The following is a 17,897-nucleotide window of genomic DNA, read 5'->3' on the forward strand; positions in this document are numbered from 1 at the left end:
ATTGTGCGGCGCATATTCTATCATGCATTATTGTTGTCGGCTATCACCTGTAAGTCACTATTAATCAGTGATAATGGGCAGTGAGCTTTATGTAAAAAGTCTTCTATGGATTTAATGACTAACGGGCTGCGAAGGACCGCTTTACGTTGTTTAATTTCATCTAAAGTTAACCAGTGACACGCGATAATGTCGTTGTCTAGTGGTATGCATTGGTCGTTATCTTGCCATTCAGCTGCAAAAGTAAAACGCACAAAAGCCAATTCTTCACTGGCACTATATTGATAAATGCTTATAAGGCCAGTTAATGTAACATCCAGCCCAGTTTCTTCTCTAACTTCTCTTCTACAGGCCTGCTCGAGTGTTTCATGGGCTTCGATATGGCCAGCAGGTTGATTTAGACGTAGTTGGTTATCAATGGGTTCTTCAACGAATAAAAATTTTCCCTGACTATGGATTACGCAGGCGACAGTCGTATTAGGCTTATAGCGAAGTGTTGACATGGTGTCGTCCTCTCATCATTTTTATTATTAATCTGTTACTGCTTAATGGTTTTATAAGCACCATTAGGCAAGTCATCTAAACTCCATTGACCTATTTTATAGCGAATTAATCTTAGAGTGGGGTGACCAACATGAGCGGTCATTTTTCTAACTTGACGATTGCGGCCTTCACAAATTTGTATTTCTAACCATGTAGTGGGGATAGACTTTCTTTCCCTAACAGGCGGAACTCGTTCCCAAACTGTGGGCTCTTTAATCACCTTAACGTTCGCTGGTAATGTCATTCCATCTTTTAATTCAACACCTTGCTGTAGTGCAGTAATGGAGGATTCGCTAGGTTCACCCTCAACTTGCACCCAATATGTTTTGAAAGTCTTTTTATTCGGTTGGGTTAATTTTGCCTGTAATTTGCCGTCATTGGTCAGCAGTAATAATCCTTCGCTGTCTCTATCTAATCTGCCAGCGGCATAGACATCTTTTACCGGAATAAAATCTTTTAAAGTTTGTCTTCCTGATTCATCAGTAAATTGACATAGAACATCAAAAGGTTTGTTAAATAAAACTATTATCGGATTTTCAACAGGTTTACTTACCGCGCGCTTAGTCGGCTTACGGTGTTTTTTATTTACTTTAGAAAATGCAGGTTTAGTGCTAAAACGTTTGGGTTTGTCATTTGCTGACATACATAAGCCTATTTAGGATGAAATTGATTCATTTTGTATAGTTTACTTGGCATTGGGCCTTAGTGGAATTTGAATCTTACAGATAATGGTCTATGATGTTGGCCTAAAAAATGTGATCTGTGCCCGTTTTTACACAAGCAGCCACACATTATTTTTCTAATTTCATAGGGATTTGTGCCATATACAACTGACATCGGCTTATAGATTGATGCAGTTGAAAGGTAGATAGTTATTACAATAATAAAATTATAAAAACTTTTTATTTCAATAATGTAGGAAAAAGCATGAAAGATAATTCTCCAACGATCATTTATACTGAAACTGATGAAGCACCCGCATTAGCGACGCTTTCATTACTCCCAATCATCCGTACATTTACCAATGCTGCTGGTGTTAAAGTAGAAACCCGAGATATATCTTTATCAGGCCGTGTTATCGCTAACTTTCCTGAAAAGTTAACAGCAGAACAGAAAATTTCTGATGCGTTAACAGAGCTTGGTGTGATGGCGGGGACGCCTGAAGCAAATATTATCAAATTACCTAATATCAGTGCCTCAATTCCACAATTAAAAGCCTGTATCGCTGAGCTAAAAGCCAAAGGTTATGATATTCCGAATTATCCTGACGAACCTACGACAGATGCTGAACGTGAAATTCAAAGCCGTTATGACAAAATTAAGGGCAGTGCAGTAAATCCTGTTTTACGTGAAGGTAACTCTGATCGTCGTGCGCCAGGCTCAGTAAAAAATTATGCTAAGAAAAACCCGCATTCAATGGGTAAATGGGAAAGTAACTCAGCTTCTCACGTTGCTCACATGCAAGAAGGTGACTTTTATGGCAGTGAACAATCAGTCACTGTTGCCGAAGCTGATAAAGTTAGCATTGTATTAACTAAAGCTGATGGTCAAGATGTTGTGCTTAAGCAGGACTTGCCTTTACAAGCCGGTGAAGTCATCGACACTGCTGTGATGAGTAACAAAGCGCTTGTTGCTTTCTACGAACGTGAAATTGAAGCTGCTAAGTCAGAAGATGTTTTATTATCACTGCATTTAAAAGCAACCATGATGAAAGTATCAGACCCAATTCTATTTGGTCATGCAGTTAAAGTGTTCTTTAAAGATGTGTTCACTAAACACCAAGCATTGTTTGATGAGCTCGGCGTTGATGTTAACAATGGTTTTGGTGATGTCTACGCTAAAATTGCAACATTACCAGAAGCAAAACGTGCTGAAGTAGAAGCTGATATTGCAGCTGTTTACGCAATGCGTCCTGCACTTGCGATGGTTGATTCTGATAAAGGAATCACCAACTTACATGTTCCTAGTGACATCATTATTGATGCGTCAATGCCAGCTGCTATTCGTTCATCAGGAAAAATGTGGGGCCCTGATGGCCAATTGAAAGACACTAAGGCTATGATCCCAGATCGTTGTTATGCCGGTGTTTACCAAGAAACAATTGCATTCTGTAAAGCCAATGGTGCGTTCAATCCAACAACAATGGGCAGTGTGCCAAATGTTGGTTTGATGGCGCAAAAAGCTGAAGAATACGGCAGCCATGATAAAACATTTGAAATTGAGACTGCTGGTTTAGTGAAAGTTATCGACAGTAATGGCAATGTATTAATGAGCCATAATGTTGAAACTGGCGATATTTTCAGAATGTGCCAAGTTAAAGATGCACCAATCCGTGATTGGGTAAAACTTGCTGTAAATCGTTCACGTTTAAGTAATACACCTGCGATTTTCTGGTTAGACAGTAACCGTGCGCATGATGCGCAGTTAATCGCTAAGGTTGAGCGTTACTTAAAAGATCACGATACAGACGGATTAGATTTACAAATTCTAGCGCCTGTAGCTGCAACCCGTGCGACACTTGCACGTGTGCAAGAGGGGTTAGATACCATTTCAGTAACGGGTAATGTTTTACGAGATTACTTAACTGACTTGTTCCCAATTCTTGAGCTGGGTACCAGTGCGAAAATGCTATCTATCGTGCCACTAATGAATGGCGGTGGTTTATTCGAGACAGGTGCGGGTGGTAGTGCGCCTAAGCATGTCCAACAAGTTGAGAAAGAAGGTCACTTACGTTGGGATTCATTAGGTGAGTTCCTTGCGTTAGCGGCATCGCTTGAGCATTTAAGCCAAACGCAAAATAACCCTAAAGCACAAGTATTAGCCGATACGCTTGATGCTGCCATTGGTCAGTTCTTAGATAGCAACAAGTCACCTTCACGCCGTGTAGGTGAGCTTGATAACCGTGGTAGTCATTTCTATTTAGCGATGTACTGGGCTCAAGCATTAGCGGCTCAAGCGAAAGATGCTGATTTAGCCGCTGAATTTAGCGCGCTTGCTGAATCATTAACGACTAATGAAGCTGCGATTGTTGCTGAATTAAATGACTCGCAAGGCCCAGCGGTTGATTTAGGCGGTTATTTCCGTTTAGACGCTGTTAAAGCTGAGAAAGCGATGCGTCCTAGCCAATTGCTTAATTCATTTATTACAGGCTAAGCGATAATCGGTTTAAAAGAGCGATTAATTAAAAAGCAGAAATGAACGTCTCTGCCTTTTTTATCTCTGCAGCTTTATACATGAGCTAAAATCTAAGATGGACAAAGTAAATGTTGGGGCTAAGTTGAAGGTGATGGGGTCGTTTTTGTTTGATTTATAAGCAAACGATAAATTATTTACATTATTTATGCGAAATAAAAAAGGCAGAGATTAAAATCTCTGCCTTTTTGTTTTATAGTTTCAACGACTATTTAGTCGGTGAAATGGCTGAAGCATGCATCCCTTTAGGGCCCTGCTCAGTTTCGAAATCTACAGGTTGGCCCGCTTTAAGCGTTCTATAACCTTCCATTTCGATTGTTGAATAATGTGCAAATACATCTTCGCCACCCTGATCTGGGCAAATAAACCCGAATCCTTTGGCGTTGTTGAACCATTTAACAGTTCCGCTTGCCATACTTCCACTTCCTTCTGTTGTCTACTTACCAGTAAGATAGTAAAACTTATTTTAATCAGCGGTCTTTTATTGCCGCCTCAGAACAGAATGAAATTTGTACGAAAAGATGTCAAGTAAAAATTAACAAAATGACAACATTTAATTAATTTAATAATATCAATTGGTCTTGTACCAAACTAGAGGCTAGTATTAACACATGGGTAGATTAGGCAGCGTAGAGCACACAGAAGAGCGTGTTGAATCGGAGCTACAACCACCTTCAATGTATAAAGTCGTGTTAAATAACGATGATTACACTCCGATGGATTTCGTGATTGAAGTGCTACAACGTTTTTTTAATAAGGATGAACAACAGGCCACGGACATTATGTTGGCTATCCATCACCAAGGTAAGGGAATATGTGGTGTTTATTCGTTTGGCATTGCTGAAACGAAAGTGTTACAAGTAAATCAATTTGCCAGAGAAAACCAACATCCGTTACTGTGTACATTAGAAGCCGCATAGTGAACAGTTGTTTCTCCATCAGTAACTCTGCAGTTTATGAGTATTTTTAGGGGTGCTTATGCTAAACAAAGATCTTGAAGTCACCTTGAACCTAGCGTTTCAACAAGCTAGAGATTCACGTCATGAATATATGACGGTAGAACATTTATTATTAGCATTAATCAATAATCCATCGGCCAAAGAAGCACTACTGGCTTGTGGCGCTGATATTACTCGTCTTCACGAGGAAGTATCTAACTTCATTCAACAAACAACCCCGTTAATCGCTGAAAGCACTGAAGAGCGAGAAACTCAACCAACATTAGGATTCCAACGTGTTCTGCAACGCGCAGTGTTTCATGTGCAGTCTTCAGGTCGCAATGAAGTCACTGGCGCAAATGTGCTGGTGGCAATTTTTAGCGAGCAAGAATCACAAGCTGTTTACTTATTACGTCGCTGTGAAATTACCCGCTTAGATGTGGTCAATTTTATCTCACATGGTTTGCCTAAAGATGATGATAATCAGGAAATGAATAACCCTGAAGCATCAGAAGAGGGAACTGAACAAGCTGAAGACAGAAGTTTATTGTCGCAGTTTGCGACCGATTTAAATCAAATGTCTAAGGATGGTGTGATTGATCCACTCATTGGCCGTGATGATGAAGTTGAACGTGCAATTCAAACCTTATGTCGTCGACGTAAAAACAATCCACTACTTGTTGGTGAAGCTGGTGTGGGTAAAACGGCTATTGCTGAAGGGTTAGCTTATCGAATCGTTAATGAGCAAGTCCCCGATGTGATTAAAGATGCAACCGTATATTCGTTAGATTTAGGTTCATTACTTGCCGGCACAAAATACCGTGGTGATTTTGAGAAACGCTTTAAAGGTTTGCTTAAAGAACTTGGTAAAAATGAGCATGCGATTCTGTTTATTGATGAAATCCATACCATCATTGGAGCAGGTGCCGCTTCAGGTGGCGTGATGGATGCGTCTAACTTGCTTAAACCGTTATTATCTAACGGGACATTACGTTGTATGGGCTCAACGACTTTCCAAGAATATCAAAGCATTTTTGAAAAAGACCGAGCGTTAGCAAGACGTTTCCAAAAAATTGATATCAATGAGCCGTCAGTGGCTGAAACCACTAAAATCTTATTGGGGCTTAAATCTAAGTATGAGGAGCACCATGGTGTTCGTTATACTCAAGCGGCAATCAGTTCTGCAGCGAGTTTATCAGCGAAGCACATTAATGATCGTCACTTACCAGACAAAGCCATTGATGTGATTGATGAAGCGGGTGCGAGAATGGTGATGTTACCGCAAAGCAAACGTAAGAAAACCATTGGTCAACCTGAAATTGAAGCGATCATCGCTAAAATTGCGCGCATACCTGAGAAGTCCGTATCATCAACTGACAAGGATTTACTCAAAAACCTAGAGCGTAACCTTAAGATGTTAGTGTTTGGTCAAGACAAAGCCATTGAGGGGCTGAGTTCTGCTATTAGATTATCTCGAAGTGGTTTAGGTGCGGAGAAAAAGCCGGTTGGTAGTTTCTTATTTGCAGGTCCTACTGGTGTTGGTAAAACCGAAGTTACCAATCAATTAGCCGCATGTTTAAATATGAAGCTGATTCGATTTGATATGTCTGAATATATGGAGCGTCATACTGTATCTCGTTTAATCGGCTCGCCTCCTGGTTATGTTGGTTACGAGCAAGGTGGTCTATTAACTGACGCCGTCATTAAAAACCCGCATTGCGTTGTATTGTTGGATGAAATTGAAAAAGCGCACCCTGATGTTTATAACTTGCTATTGCAAGTGATGGATCATGGTACGTTAACTGACAATAATGGCCGTAAAGCAGACTTTAGAAATGTCACCTTAGTGATGACCACCAATGCTGGTGTCCAAGAGTCTATTCGTACTTCGATTGGCTTTAAACAGCAAGACAATAGCTTAAATGCGATGTCAGAAATCAATAAAGTCTTCTCACCGGAGTTCCGTAACCGTTTAGATTCAATTATTTGGTTTAATCATTTAGACATGACGATAATTGCCAAGGTCGTTGATAAGTTCTTAATTGAGTTACAAGCTCAATTGGATGAAAAACGCGTTACTCTAGAGGTCACTGATGAAGCTCGTACTTTACTGGCTGAAAAAGGCTACGATAAGAACATGGGCGCAAGACCAATGGGTCGTGTTGTCACTGAGCTAATCAAGCGACCATTAGCTGATGAAATACTCTTCGGTAAGTTAGAGGCTGGCGGTATTGCCAAAGTCGACGCTAAAGATAATGAAATTGTTATTAGCTGTGAATGCGAAGAAAAAGTGTCATAACTTAATCGTGTTGATTCTGGTAATAAAAATGGCTATCTGAAAACAGATAGCCATTTTTGTTTGCATCAACGTTAATCATTAGCCAACAAAAAACCCGACAATCAAGCCGGGTTTTTAAATAGATGAGGCAGAATTAACGTGCGCGGAAGACGATACGACCTTTACTTAAATCGTAAGGAGTCAATTGAACCGTGACTTTATCACCCGTTAAAATACGGATGTAGTTTTTGCGCATCTTGCCAGAAATGTGTGCAATCACGACATGACCATTTTCAAGTTCTACGCGGAACATTGTATTTGGCAAGGTCTCAAGGATTGTGCCCTGCATTTCAATGTTGTCTTCTTTCGCCATTAATTGGTTACCTTTATGCCTTCAAATATAAAAAAATTCGCAGTATCATGCCCCAAAAAGCGCTTGCTGTAAAGGATTGAAACACTAAAGCGTGGGTTCTTTTTCAATATGTTGCCATCCATTCGCTGTTAATATTTGATATGGACGATATAAACGTTTGTAATTCATTTTTCTATTTTCATCAATTTGATAGCCCAGATATACAAATTGCTTACCTAGTTGCAGGGCTAAATCACACTGCAACAAGATCATGAAGCTGCCGAGTGAGCGTTTAGCATAGTCAGGATCAAAATAACTATAAATGGCTGACAAACTATTATTGAGTTGATCCGTTACTGCTACTCCAATGAGTTTATCTTGGTCAAAAACTTCAATGTAAGTGGGTTTAAGCCAGCTGCACAGCAGGAAGTCATTATATTGATCTTCACTCGGAGGATACATTGGCCCATCAGAATGGCGGCCACTGATATAACGTTCGTATAATGCGTAGTGTTCAGCTGAACACTCATCTGTGACTTGCCATGTTAAGTCCTGATTGTTTTTGATGGTGCGTTTTTGTCGTTTAGAAAGTTTAAATTCAGGCACCACAACGCGAATAGATTGACATGCTGAGCAACTCGGACAGCGTGGTTTATAAATAGAGTTGCCATTTCGCCTAAAGCCCATGCCAAGTAGTTGTTCAAATAGCGCGCCGTCCAACTGTGGCTCTTGAATAATTAATAGCTGCTCTTGAAGCCCATCAATATAGCTACAATCAAAAGGGTGACTAATGCCGACACTGATGCTTCTAGATGTCAAAATATACCTCTTGAGTAACCCAAGCTTGATTATCAATAACTTGATTACGTAATTGTTTTAAGGTTTGTAAAAACTCATTTCTAGGTACAGGTTTCGCACCTAAGTTTTCTAAATGTGGGTTCATAATTTGTGCATCAATCAGCTTAAAACCATGTTTGGCAATATGCTGATTAAGCATTGCAAATGCAGCTTTTGATGCATTGGTTTGGCGATGAAACATTGATTCTCCACAAAATACACTGCCTACCGCTATTCCATATAAACCGCCAACAAGTGTTTTATCATCCCACACTTCAATAGAGTGAGCTTTACCCAAAGAGTGCAATTTAATATAGGCATTTTGAATATCGGATGAAATCCAAGTGCCTTGCTCACTAGCTCTTGGTTCTGAACATGCTTTGATTACCTCTGCAAAGGCATGATTAATGGTAAATCGCCACGTTGATTTTTTCAGGCATTTTCGCATTGTTTTGTTTAGCGGCTGAGTTTGTGGAGTAAATACCGCTCTTGGGTGAGGTGACCACCATAGGATGGGATCATCATCGTTAAACCAGGGAAAAATGCCTTGATAATAGGCTTCGACTAATCGAGTTGGTGATAAATCACCGCCAACCGCCAGTAAGCCATTTGGTTCGTCAAGTGCTTGCATGGGATCAGGAAATTGGGGAAGGTGATTTAAATAAGACAGTGAGTTCACAATTAAGTATATTATTAAATAGGTCTTATCTATACGTTAGCGGAATTTTGCTTATGTTGAAACTCACAAACAGCTCAGTGATGATTTTTAGTGCACTTTTGGTCATATTATCAGGGGTAATGAGTAGCAGAGCACTAGCGGCATATGAGCGTAATCAGGCAGTGCCAGTTGAAAAGGTAATCTATGGCCAGGTCGAATCAATTAAACACGTTACTCAAACGCAATTAGTCGAAGATCATAACCTTGGCTGGAAAACCTTTGGCGGTGCATTAATAGGTGGCGTTATTGGGCATCAGTTTGGTGGTGGCTCAGGACAGGATGTCGCAACCGTATTAGGCGCATTACTTGGTGGTGCTGCGGCCAACCAATACGGCAATTCAACTCGTACACTTGAATATAAACTAATTGAAATGATGATTAATTTAGACGATGGAACACAAGTCATGGTGATACAAGACTTAGATCCTGGAATGTCATTTGTTGCAGGTGACGAAGTGCGTGTTGTGTATTTAACCGGTTATGTTCGTGTTGATTTAGCCATGTAATGAGCGGGTAGTAAAATCACATTTTTTGTGTGATTCGAGCAATAAAAAGGAGCCTCAGTGGCTCCTTTTGTGATTGGTCGCTAAATCAGTAACAGTAAGCTTGTGTTAGAAACCGCGAGGTAAGGTATTTTTACCTGCATTTGCTAATTTTTCACGCCATAGCTCTTTAGGTGTTTTACCGCCTGAAGTGTTGGCTTTTTTAGCAGTAGGCTTTTTCGCTTCAGTTTTGGCTGCAACAGCTTTTTTAGCTGCAGGCTTTTTAGCGACAACTTTTTCTGCAACAGGTGCTTCTGTTTGACCTTGAGTCACTTCAAGGTGCATTTTCTCAAGATCGCTAAAGCGTAAAGACTTGCCGCCATCAATTTTATACCAGCTGCCTTTCTGCTCGATTTCAACAGTTTTTGAAGTTTGTTTTTCAAGAGCAGCTTTAAGTTCGGCGATAAGCGCTTCTTTAGTCAAGTTTGACATATTGAGACCTATTTTTCTGTAATGAATAGTTTTATTTAATGTTTTCAACATCCCTTAGCGCTAATTTTAGTGTTTAAAGTACCCAAAAGTCCAATTTAAGCCAAAATCGCTTAGCAAATAAGCAATGTTAACAAGGGTTTTTCAATAAGTATTGGTCTGCGTTACACTATTAATATCAAAAATTTTAGGGTTAGTTTTATGTCATTAACGTCTGTATCTCGCGAGCAATTATCCAACTATCTAAATGATTTCCTTAGCGTTAGCCAATTTAAAGATTATGCACCTAATGGACTGCAGGTTCAGGGCACAGATTCGATTAGTTCCATAGTCACTGGGGTAACAGCCTGCCAAGCGCTCATTGACCAAGCGGCTGCAGTGAATGCCGATGCCATATTGGTTCATCATGGATTTTTTGGAAAAATGAACCAGAAGTGCTTACAGGGATGAAATATAAGCGAATTAAAACGCTTATGAGTCACGATATGAATTTATTCGGCTATCATTTACCACTAGATGCCCATGAAACTATTGGGAATAATGCAGAACTTGCTAAAAAGTTAGGATTAGTCGATGTTGAAGTGTGTGCAGATATTCCACAAAATTTACTCTGGAAAGGAAAACTTGCAACGCCACTTTCGCCTCTACAATTAAGTGAGTTATTGAATCAAAAATTATATCGCCAACCACTTCATATTGGCGATGATGAGCAAATAATTTCATCGTTGGCATGGTGTACAGGTGGAGCGCAAGATTATATTGATCATGCTGCGGCTTTGGGAGTTGATGCATTTATTAGTGGTGAAGTTTCTGAGCGCACGTATCACTGTGCAATGGAGCTGGGAATCCATTATTTTGCTGCTGGCCACCATGCAACTGAGCAATTTGGTATTCAAGCATTAGGTGAACATTTAGCTGAAAAGTTTGGTTTGACACATCAGTTTATAGATATTGTTAATCCTGTTTAATCAATAGAAAAACCAAAGGTTAACGCCATGACTGAATATTTTATTCAAGCATTTATTTATTTATCAGCAGCGGTTATCGCAGTGCCTATTGCTCAACGCATGGGCTTAGGTTCCGTACTTGGCTATTTGATCGCAGGGGTTGTCATTGGACCGATTGTTGGGTTAGTCGGAAGTGAAACCAACACCATTCAGCATTTTGCAGAATTTGGCGTCGTCATGATGCTATTTTTAGTCGGTCTGGAGCTTGAACCTAAAATGCTCTGGTCGATGAGACATCGATTAGTGGGCATGGGTGGGCTGCAAGTCGGCTTATCGGCAGGTATTGTGATGGCTATTGCTATGATGTTTGAAATGTCATGGACGGTCGCGTTAACTATTGGCTTAATTTTCTCCTTATCTTCCACAGCGATTGTTTTACAAACATTAGATGAAAAAGGCTTAACCAAAACAACGGCTGGTAAGAATGCATTTGGCGTGTTGTTATTTCAAGACATCGCGGTAATCCCTATGCTTGCGCTTATTCCGCTCCTAGCGCTTCCTGAATTAGTTGAAGCTGCGCAGTCCTCAGTGACAGCTGCTGCTGAGCACCACGAAGAACTTTCTTTAGTTGCAGACTTACATGGTGGTTTATATGCGCTGGTATTAGTGCTTTCAATCGGCTTGGTTGTATTTGGGGGACATTACTTGAGTCGGCCTGTATTCAGGTTTATCGCAGATTCAGGGGTGCGTGAGATCTCAACTGCGGCGGCTTTACTTTTGGTGATTGGGATTGCAACGCTAATGAGCTTAGTGGGGGTATCACCTGCACTTGGTACATTCTTAGCGGGTGTCGTACTTGCAAACAGTGAATTTAAACATGAGCTTGAAACACATATTGGTCCATTTAAAGGGTTATTGCTAGGCTTGTTTTTCATAACGGTCGGCGCAGGTATCGACTTTGAAATCCTTTGGAATTATCTCGGAGTGATATTAGGCGTCACAGCTGCTGTGATGCTATTGAAAGCGCTGGTATTATTAGTGCTGAGCATTATATTTCGCATCAAAGGAAGTGATAGATGGTTATATACTCTGAGCTTGGCGCAAGCAGGTGAGTTTGGTTTTGTATTGTTAAGTTTTAGTCAGCAAAACCATGTAATTTCGCAAGAAATTGCGCAGCCGTTATCAATAGTCGTTGCGTTATCTATGTTCCTTACTCCTGGGTTATTCATTTTTTACGAAAAAGTCATCTTGCCTAAATACGAGAAAACCTCGAATGATCGAGAGCAAGATGAAGTCGATGAGCAGGGAGCAGTCATCATTGCAGGTATTGGTCGTTTCGGACAGATTGTGAATCGTTTACTGCTGTCTAATGGCGTTAAAACCGTCGTGCTGGATCACCAAGCGACCCAAGTAGACAACTTACGTAAAATCAATACGAAAGCTTACTATGGTGATGCAACTCGTCCTGATTTACTTGAGACGGCTGGCGTTGCCACAGCGTCAGCATTTGTTGTAGCGATTGATAACCCACAAAGTAGCGTTGAGCTCGTCAAGCACCTTAAGCACAAGTATCCTCATTTAAAAGTGATCAGCCGTGCATTTGATCGGGGACATGGTCATTTGTTACGTCAAGCTGGAGCCGATTATGTTGAATCTGAAACATTCAGGTCGGCATTGAAAGTAGGCGCTGAATCAATGAAAGCAATGGGGTTCTCTTCAGAGTTGGTTGAGCGACAAAAACAAACGTATATGAGAGTGGAAAAAGAAGCTTCTGAAGTACTGTATAACGAATGGGCTGGTCGTTCTGATGGTGAGAAATTTGGCGGTGACTTTATTAATCTATTCATTGAATATGAAGAGCGTTTGAAGGAAGCGATTGAAGCGGACACAGAGGCTTATAAAAGTCAGCGTTTTGCTCAAGAAGCGCCATGCGATCCTGAAAATGCGAACGCTTGCGAAGATGCTAATCCAAAGGTGATGTCATAATATGTTTTCTGGGTAGCTAGAAGCTGACTGATAAATAAAAAGGCCGTCAATTGACGGCCTTTTTTGTATTAACTCACCAGAGACTACATCACTCGCATGCCTGGTTTAGCGCCAGCGTGTGGTTCTAAAATCCAGATATCTTTTCCACCAGGGCCTGCTGCTAACACCATGCCTTCAGATTCGCCAAACTTCATCTTACGCGGCGCAAGGTTAGCGACCATGACAGTGTGTTTACCAATTAAATCTTCTGGCGCATAAGCCGATTTAATGCCAGCAAATACTTGTTTAGTTTCACCGCCTAAATCAAGCTCTAAACGAAGGAGTTTATTCGCTTTTTCAATGTGCTCAGCTTTAGCAATGAGTGCAATACGTAAATCGACCTTAGCAAAATCATCAAAAGTGATTTCAGGTGCTAACGGCTCTTTTTCAAGTTCTGTTTGCACTTGCTCAGCTTTAGGGGCTTTGGTTTCAGCAACTTGAAGATTTTCAGTTGACGCTTCAATAATCGCCTCAATACTCTTCATTTCAATACGTTGCATTAACGCTTTAAACTTAGCAATTTCGTGGCCTGCTAAATCTTGGTTTAAATTGTCCCAAGTTAAGGTTAACTGTAGGAAGCTTTCAACTTTTTCAGCTAACTGAGGCAACACTGGTTTTAGGTAAGTCACCAAAATACGGAACAAGTTAAGTGCATTACTACAAACTTGATGCGCTTCTTCTTGTTTTGCTTCGTCTTTGATTAACTGCCAAGGTGCAGCATCGGCAACATAAGCGTTCGCCATATCGGCAAGTGCCATGATTTCACGCATCGCTTTACCGAATTCACGGGTTTCATACAAATCAGCAATAAGATCTTGTTTAGCTAAGAAAGCCTCTGTTAACGACATATCGTTAATTTTAGCTAACTTACCTTCAAATCGTTTACTGATAAAACCAGCCGTGCGAGATGCTAAGTTTACCAATTTACCGACTAGATCTGAGTTTACGCGTTGAGCGAAGTCTTCAAGGTTTAAATCTAAGTCATCAACACGGCTATTTAATTTAGCGGCATAGTAATAACGAAGGTACTCAGGGTTTAAGTTATCTAAGTAGGTACGGGCTTTGATGAAGGTGCCCTTTGATTTAGACATCTTTGCGCCGTTCACTGTGACGTAACCATGAGCAAAAACACTCGTAGGTTTACGCACACCTGCGCCATCAAGCATTGCAGGCCAGAATAAACCGTGGAAGTTTACGATATCTTTACCGATAAAGTGATAAAGCTCGGTGCTTGAATCTTTATTCCAGTATTCGTCAAAGTTCAGATCATCACGTTTATCACATAAATTTTTGAATGAACCCATGTAACCAATTGGGGCATCTAGCCACACATAGAAAAACTTGCCTGGTTGCTCTGGAATTTCGAACCCAAAATATGGCGCATCACGTGAGATATCCCACTGTTGTAATCCTTGGTCGAACCATTCTCTTAACTTGTTAGCAATTTCAGGTTGTAAAGAACCTGATGAAAGCCATTCGCCTAGCATGGTTTCAAATGCAGGCAAGTCAAAAAAGAAGTGTTCACTGTCTTTCATGACTGGAGTTGCACCTGATACAACAGAGTAAGGATTGATTAAATCTGTTGTGCTGTAAGTTGCACCGCAGTTGTCACAGTTATCACCGTATTGATCTTCACTTTTACATTTAGGGCAGGTGCCTTTAACGAAACGATCCGGTAAAAACATTTCTTTTTCAGGATCATATAATTGCGAGATAGTTTTGGTTTTGATGTAACCGCCATCGCGTAATTTTAAATAGATATCACTGGCTAGTTCACGGTTTTCATCACTGTGAGTACTATGAAAGTTATCAAATTGAATATTAAAATCCGCGAAATCTTGTTCATGTTCTTTTTGTACTTGAGCAATCATTTCTTCTGGGGTTATACCCATTTGTTGAGCTTTGAGCATGATTGGTGTGCCATGGGCATCATCAGCACAAATATAGTGACATTCATGTCCACGAAGCTTTTGGTAACGAGACCAAATATCAGTTTGAATATACTCAAGCATATGACCTAAATGGATAGGACCATTGGCATATGGGAGGGCACTTGTCACCAGGATTTTACGTTGTGAATTTGTCATTTTGTCTCAACAATCGATTACACTAAATATATGGTCAAGATACTAACCGATCAAAGTGATTATTTCATCAAACAACAACAAAAACGGCTAAATTAGCGCTCATTTTTCTCTAATTCTGGTACACTTGGGCAAATTTTTCGCTGGGAGTTCTGCTTTTGTCTACTTCGCATACAGATTATCAATTAAGTGATGACCTTCTTGGTCCAGTATTGAGTATTTTAGATGCATATCAAGATCCATATTTAGCCGAAGGGTTAGTGTCTGCAGGTTGTGTTAATAAGCTTGCGATAGAAGGCAAACGACTGCTTCTTGGCTTGGTATATCCTTACCCTTGTATGACGCAATATCGCGATACGGTTATGGATGTGACAAAAAAGCTCGCCGTGTTAGACGCCATCGACGAAGTCGAATGCGAAATTGATTTCCAGCCTCGCGTATTTTCAGCCATTGCTTCAGTAGAGCCTATTCCAAATATCAAGCAAGTGATTGCAGTGGCTTCTGGTAAAGGTGGTGTCGGTAAATCTACAACCGCTGTCAACCTTGCGTTGGCATTAAAAGCAGAAGGCGCTGAAGTCGGTATTTTAGATGCTGATATTTATGGACCATCAATCCCAATGATGTTGGGGCTTCAAGGTTTTAAACCTACATCACCAGATGGCAAAATGATGACTGCAGCTTCTGCACATGGCATTTCAGCTCAATCAATTGGCTTTATGCTAGGTGATGGTGAAGCCGCTGTTTGGCGCGGTCCAATGGCAGCAGGTGCATTGAACCAGTTATTAACTGAAACTCAGTGGCCAGAATTAGATTATTTAGTGATTGATTTGCCACCAGGAACTGGTGACATACAATTAACACTGTCACAAAAGTTTCCAGTGAGTGGCACGGTTGTTGTTACAACACCACAAGATATCGCACTTGAAGATGCTAAAAAAGGCATCACCATGTTCCAAAAAGTTGATATTCCAGTTTTAGGTATCATCGAAAACATGAGTTTTCATTTATGTCCTGAATGTGGTCATAAAGAACATCCTTTTGGTACCCATGGCGGCAGCAAGATTGCTGAACGTTATGAAGTGCCATTATTGGGCGCTTTGCCGCTTAATATTAATATTCGTGAGTCAATGGATGAAGGTAACCCTGCGGTTGCCAGTAAGCCAGATTCAGAAGTTGCTGCTATTTATCGTGAAATTGCCCGTAAAGTGGGTGCACAACTTGCCAAGCAGCAAAACAAAAACACAGTTTCAATCAGTATTTCAGACGACGAGTAAGGTTAAGTAATGAATTCTCAGCAATGTGTCATTATTGGTATCGCAGGTGCTTCAGCATCAGGCAAAAGTTTAATTGCCCAAACGATTTTTGAAGAACTAAAGCGCGACCTGGGCACCGATCAAATCGGTGTGATTAATGAAGACGCTTATTACCGTGACCAAAGTCATATGACAATGGAAGACCGTGTTAAAACGAATTATGATCATCCTAAAGCACTGGATCATCAACTATTAGCTGAACACCTTAAGCAATTAAAGAAGGGTGAGCAGGTAAATATTCCTTGTTATAGCTACAAAGAGCATACTCGCATGAGTAAAACTCTGGATATGCAGCCTAAAAAGGTCATTATCTTAGAAGGTATTTTACTGTTAACTGATCCTAAATTACGTGAACTTATGGATGCGAGTGTATTCATGGATACACCGCTGGATATTTGCTTCTTACGTCGTTTGACTCGTGATGTAGCTGAGCGCGGGCGTACTATGGAATCAGTGATTGCTCAGTATAAAGCTACTGTTCGTCCAATGTTCTTACAGTTCATTGAACCGTCAAAGCAGCACGCTGATATTATTGTCCCTCGCGGTGGTAAAAACAGAATTGCGACGGATATTTTAAAAGCTCGTATTCAGCATCTATTAGCAAGATAATATCTTCGCTTTTATACAGATGCTTGTTTAAGTGATAAATTATAGGCTCTAATTCAGAGCCTATTTTTTAATGACGCTTTTAAATAGTATTACACCGCTTGTTATTTTAACTATCACCTACAAGATAAGTAAATAGGGCGTTGCGGCGGGGTGTTACAAATGGCTTGCAATAACTCATTGATGTAAATTGATAACAGATTAAGTAAAAAAGTAGTTTTCACCCCCAGGGATAGATTCAGGATAAAACATGGCTTTAGTATTTGTGAACGGACAATCTGAGAATACTATACAAGCGCTTGACAGAGGGCTTGCATATGGCGATGGCGTATTTGCAACTATGCGAGTTTCCAATAGTCAGGTGATGTTTATTGAAGCACACCTGTCTCGGTTAAACCAAGCTTGCCTTAGATTAGGTTTCCAACCTCCAGTATTATCTGATTTACAGTCCCGTTTGCAAAAGCATGCACAATCACTCGGTGAGGGATGTATAAAGCTCTTAATTAGTCGTGGTGTTGGTGGACGCGGTTATACCGCCCCATCGAATCCGACCATAACTGAAGTGATATCTCTGCATGAGATACCAAAGCATTACCAAGGTTGGCAGCAGCAAGGCATTAGTTTGTCAGTTTCATTGGTACAGTTGGCTAAACAGCCATTATTAGCGGGAATGAAGCATTTAAATCGCCTTGAACAAGTGTTGATTAAACAGTATGAATTAACAGCTAAAGCAGATGATTGGCTTATTCTGGATACTGATAATCATGTTGTTGAAACTTCAATGGCTAATATATTTTTGGTCAAAGGTAACCAAGTGATTACCCCAAAACTTTCTGATAGCGGTGTGGCGGGCGTAATGCGAGAGCAAGTCATCAACACATTGCTAGATAATCATTTTGCTGTAATGGCGACAAAGGTGACAATGGATGATATTAAAAACGCTGACCATGTCTTTATCACCAATAGTTTATTGGGTATGGTAAATATTAATTCAATTATTGATCGCCAAGTTAATGCCAGCTTAAGCTCGACCACTCACTATAAACCTTGGCAGTACACCACACCATTATTAACCCAGCTAACATTGTCACTATAA

At 40.4% G+C, this 17,897-nt stretch carries 16 protein-coding genes and 1 pseudogene; 9 read left to right on the plus strand and 8 right to left on the minus strand.

Features of this window, described 5'->3' with window-relative positions; translation table 11 throughout:
* Nucleotides 1–20: 20 nt before the first annotated feature.
* On the minus strand, nt 21–500 hold the full coding sequence (locus ACGEDC_RS17545) for an NUDIX hydrolase (protein WP_394494739.1): 480 nt from the start codon (nt 498–500) through the stop codon (nt 21–23).
* Nucleotides 501–535: 35 nt separating this feature from the next.
* A complete protein-coding gene (locus tag ACGEDC_RS17550) occupies nt 536–1,183 on the minus strand; it encodes an rRNA large subunit pseudouridine synthase E (RefSeq protein WP_394494741.1) in 648 nt (215 codons plus the stop codon).
* A gap of 284 nt (nt 1,184–1,467) precedes the next feature.
* On the opposite strand from ACGEDC_RS17550, the gene ACGEDC_RS17555 reads away from it, so the two are divergent.
* Nucleotides 1,468–3,693: an NADP-dependent isocitrate dehydrogenase gene (locus ACGEDC_RS17555; RefSeq protein ID WP_394494743.1), complete on the plus strand. Its 2,226-nt coding sequence runs from the start codon at nt 1,468–1,470 to the stop codon at nt 3,691–3,693.
* A 247-nt stretch (nt 3,694–3,940) separates the two neighbouring features.
* Here the strand turns inward: ACGEDC_RS17555 and cspD are convergent, their stop codons facing one another.
* On the minus strand, nt 3,941–4,147 hold the full coding sequence (gene cspD / locus ACGEDC_RS17560) for a cold shock domain-containing protein CspD (RefSeq protein ID WP_055024439.1): 207 nt from the start codon (nt 4,145–4,147) through the stop codon (nt 3,941–3,943).
* Nucleotides 4,148–4,343: 196 nt separating this feature from the next.
* On the opposite strand from cspD, the gene clpS reads away from it, so the two are divergent.
* Both clpS and clpA read left to right on the plus strand, forming a co-directional pair.
* On the plus strand, nt 4,344–4,652 hold the full coding sequence (gene clpS, locus ACGEDC_RS17565) for an ATP-dependent Clp protease adapter ClpS (protein WP_055024440.1): 309 nt from the start codon (nt 4,344–4,346) through the stop codon (nt 4,650–4,652).
* A gap of 58 nt (nt 4,653–4,710) precedes the next feature.
* Nucleotides 4,711–6,969, plus strand: a complete 2,259-nt coding sequence (clpA, locus tag ACGEDC_RS17570; RefSeq protein ID WP_055024441.1) for an ATP-dependent Clp protease ATP-binding subunit ClpA — start codon at nt 4,711–4,713, stop codon at nt 6,967–6,969.
* Nucleotides 6,970–7,102: 133 nt separating this feature from the next.
* Here clpA and infA read toward each other — a convergent pair whose 3' ends face one another.
* The 3 genes from infA to aat form a co-directional block, all read right to left on the minus strand.
* Nucleotides 7,103–7,321 carry a translation initiation factor IF-1 gene (gene infA / locus ACGEDC_RS17575; protein ID WP_011496276.1) on the minus strand — a complete coding sequence of 73 codons (219 nt, stop codon included), beginning with the start codon at nt 7,319–7,321 and terminating at the stop codon, nt 7,103–7,105.
* A gap of 84 nt (nt 7,322–7,405) precedes the next feature.
* Nucleotides 7,406–8,119, minus strand: a complete 714-nt coding sequence (locus tag ACGEDC_RS17580; protein ID WP_282166827.1) for an arginyltransferase — start codon at nt 8,117–8,119, stop codon at nt 7,406–7,408.
* The gene (gene aat, locus ACGEDC_RS17585) at nt 8,109–8,816 is read right to left on the minus strand and encodes a leucyl/phenylalanyl-tRNA--protein transferase (protein WP_055024443.1); all 708 of its coding nucleotides are present in this window, start codon (nt 8,814–8,816) and stop codon (nt 8,109–8,111) included. The genes ACGEDC_RS17580 and aat overlap by 11 nt, the downstream gene beginning before the upstream one ends.
* Before the next feature lie 80 nt (nt 8,817–8,896).
* On the opposite strand from aat, the gene ACGEDC_RS17590 reads away from it, so the two are divergent.
* Nucleotides 8,897–9,361 (plus strand): glycine zipper 2TM domain-containing protein, encoded by a 465-nt coding sequence (locus ACGEDC_RS17590; RefSeq protein WP_394498394.1) that lies wholly within the window; start codon nt 8,897–8,899, stop codon nt 9,359–9,361.
* Nucleotides 9,362–9,466: 105 nt separating this feature from the next.
* Here ACGEDC_RS17590 and ACGEDC_RS17595 read toward each other — a convergent pair whose 3' ends face one another.
* Nucleotides 9,467–9,829 (minus strand): hypothetical protein, encoded by a 363-nt coding sequence (locus ACGEDC_RS17595; RefSeq protein ID WP_055024445.1) that lies wholly within the window; start codon nt 9,827–9,829, stop codon nt 9,467–9,469.
* Nucleotides 9,830–10,027: 198 nt separating this feature from the next.
* Here ACGEDC_RS17595 and ACGEDC_RS17600 point away from each other — a divergent pair.
* A pseudogene (locus tag ACGEDC_RS17600) lies at nt 10,028–10,794 on the plus strand (Nif3-like dinuclear metal center hexameric protein).
* 27 nt (nt 10,795–10,821) lie between these two features.
* Nucleotides 10,822–12,759, plus strand: a complete 1,938-nt coding sequence (locus tag ACGEDC_RS17605) for a monovalent cation:proton antiporter-2 (CPA2) family protein (protein ID WP_394494750.1) — start codon at nt 10,822–10,824, stop codon at nt 12,757–12,759.
* Nucleotides 12,760–12,842: 83 nt separating this feature from the next.
* On the opposite strand, the gene metG is transcribed toward ACGEDC_RS17605, so the two are convergent.
* Nucleotides 12,843–14,885, minus strand: coding sequence for a methionine--tRNA ligase (metG, locus tag ACGEDC_RS17610; RefSeq protein ID WP_065108260.1), 2,043 nt, complete (start codon nt 14,883–14,885; stop codon nt 12,843–12,845).
* Nucleotides 14,886–15,040: 155 nt separating this feature from the next.
* Here metG and apbC point away from each other — a divergent pair, with 155 nt between their 5' ends.
* The 3 genes from apbC (at nt 15,041) to pabC (ending at nt 17,897) form a co-directional block, all read left to right on the plus strand.
* Complete coding sequence (apbC, locus tag ACGEDC_RS17615) at nt 15,041–16,156, plus strand: iron-sulfur cluster carrier protein ApbC (RefSeq protein WP_055024448.1); 1,116 nt, start codon at nt 15,041–15,043, stop codon at nt 16,154–16,156.
* Between the two features lie 9 nt (nt 16,157–16,165).
* Nucleotides 16,166–16,804, plus strand: coding sequence for a uridine kinase (gene udk / locus ACGEDC_RS17620; protein ID WP_055024449.1), 639 nt, complete (start codon nt 16,166–16,168; stop codon nt 16,802–16,804).
* A 247-nt stretch (nt 16,805–17,051) separates the two neighbouring features.
* Complete coding sequence (gene pabC, locus ACGEDC_RS17625; protein ID WP_394494754.1) at nt 17,052–17,897, plus strand: aminodeoxychorismate lyase; 846 nt, start codon at nt 17,052–17,054, stop codon at nt 17,895–17,897.

Source organism: Shewanella sp. ENK2 (assembly GCF_043568515.1).
Lineage (GTDB): Bacteria > Pseudomonadota > Gammaproteobacteria > Enterobacterales > Shewanellaceae > Shewanella > Shewanella japonica.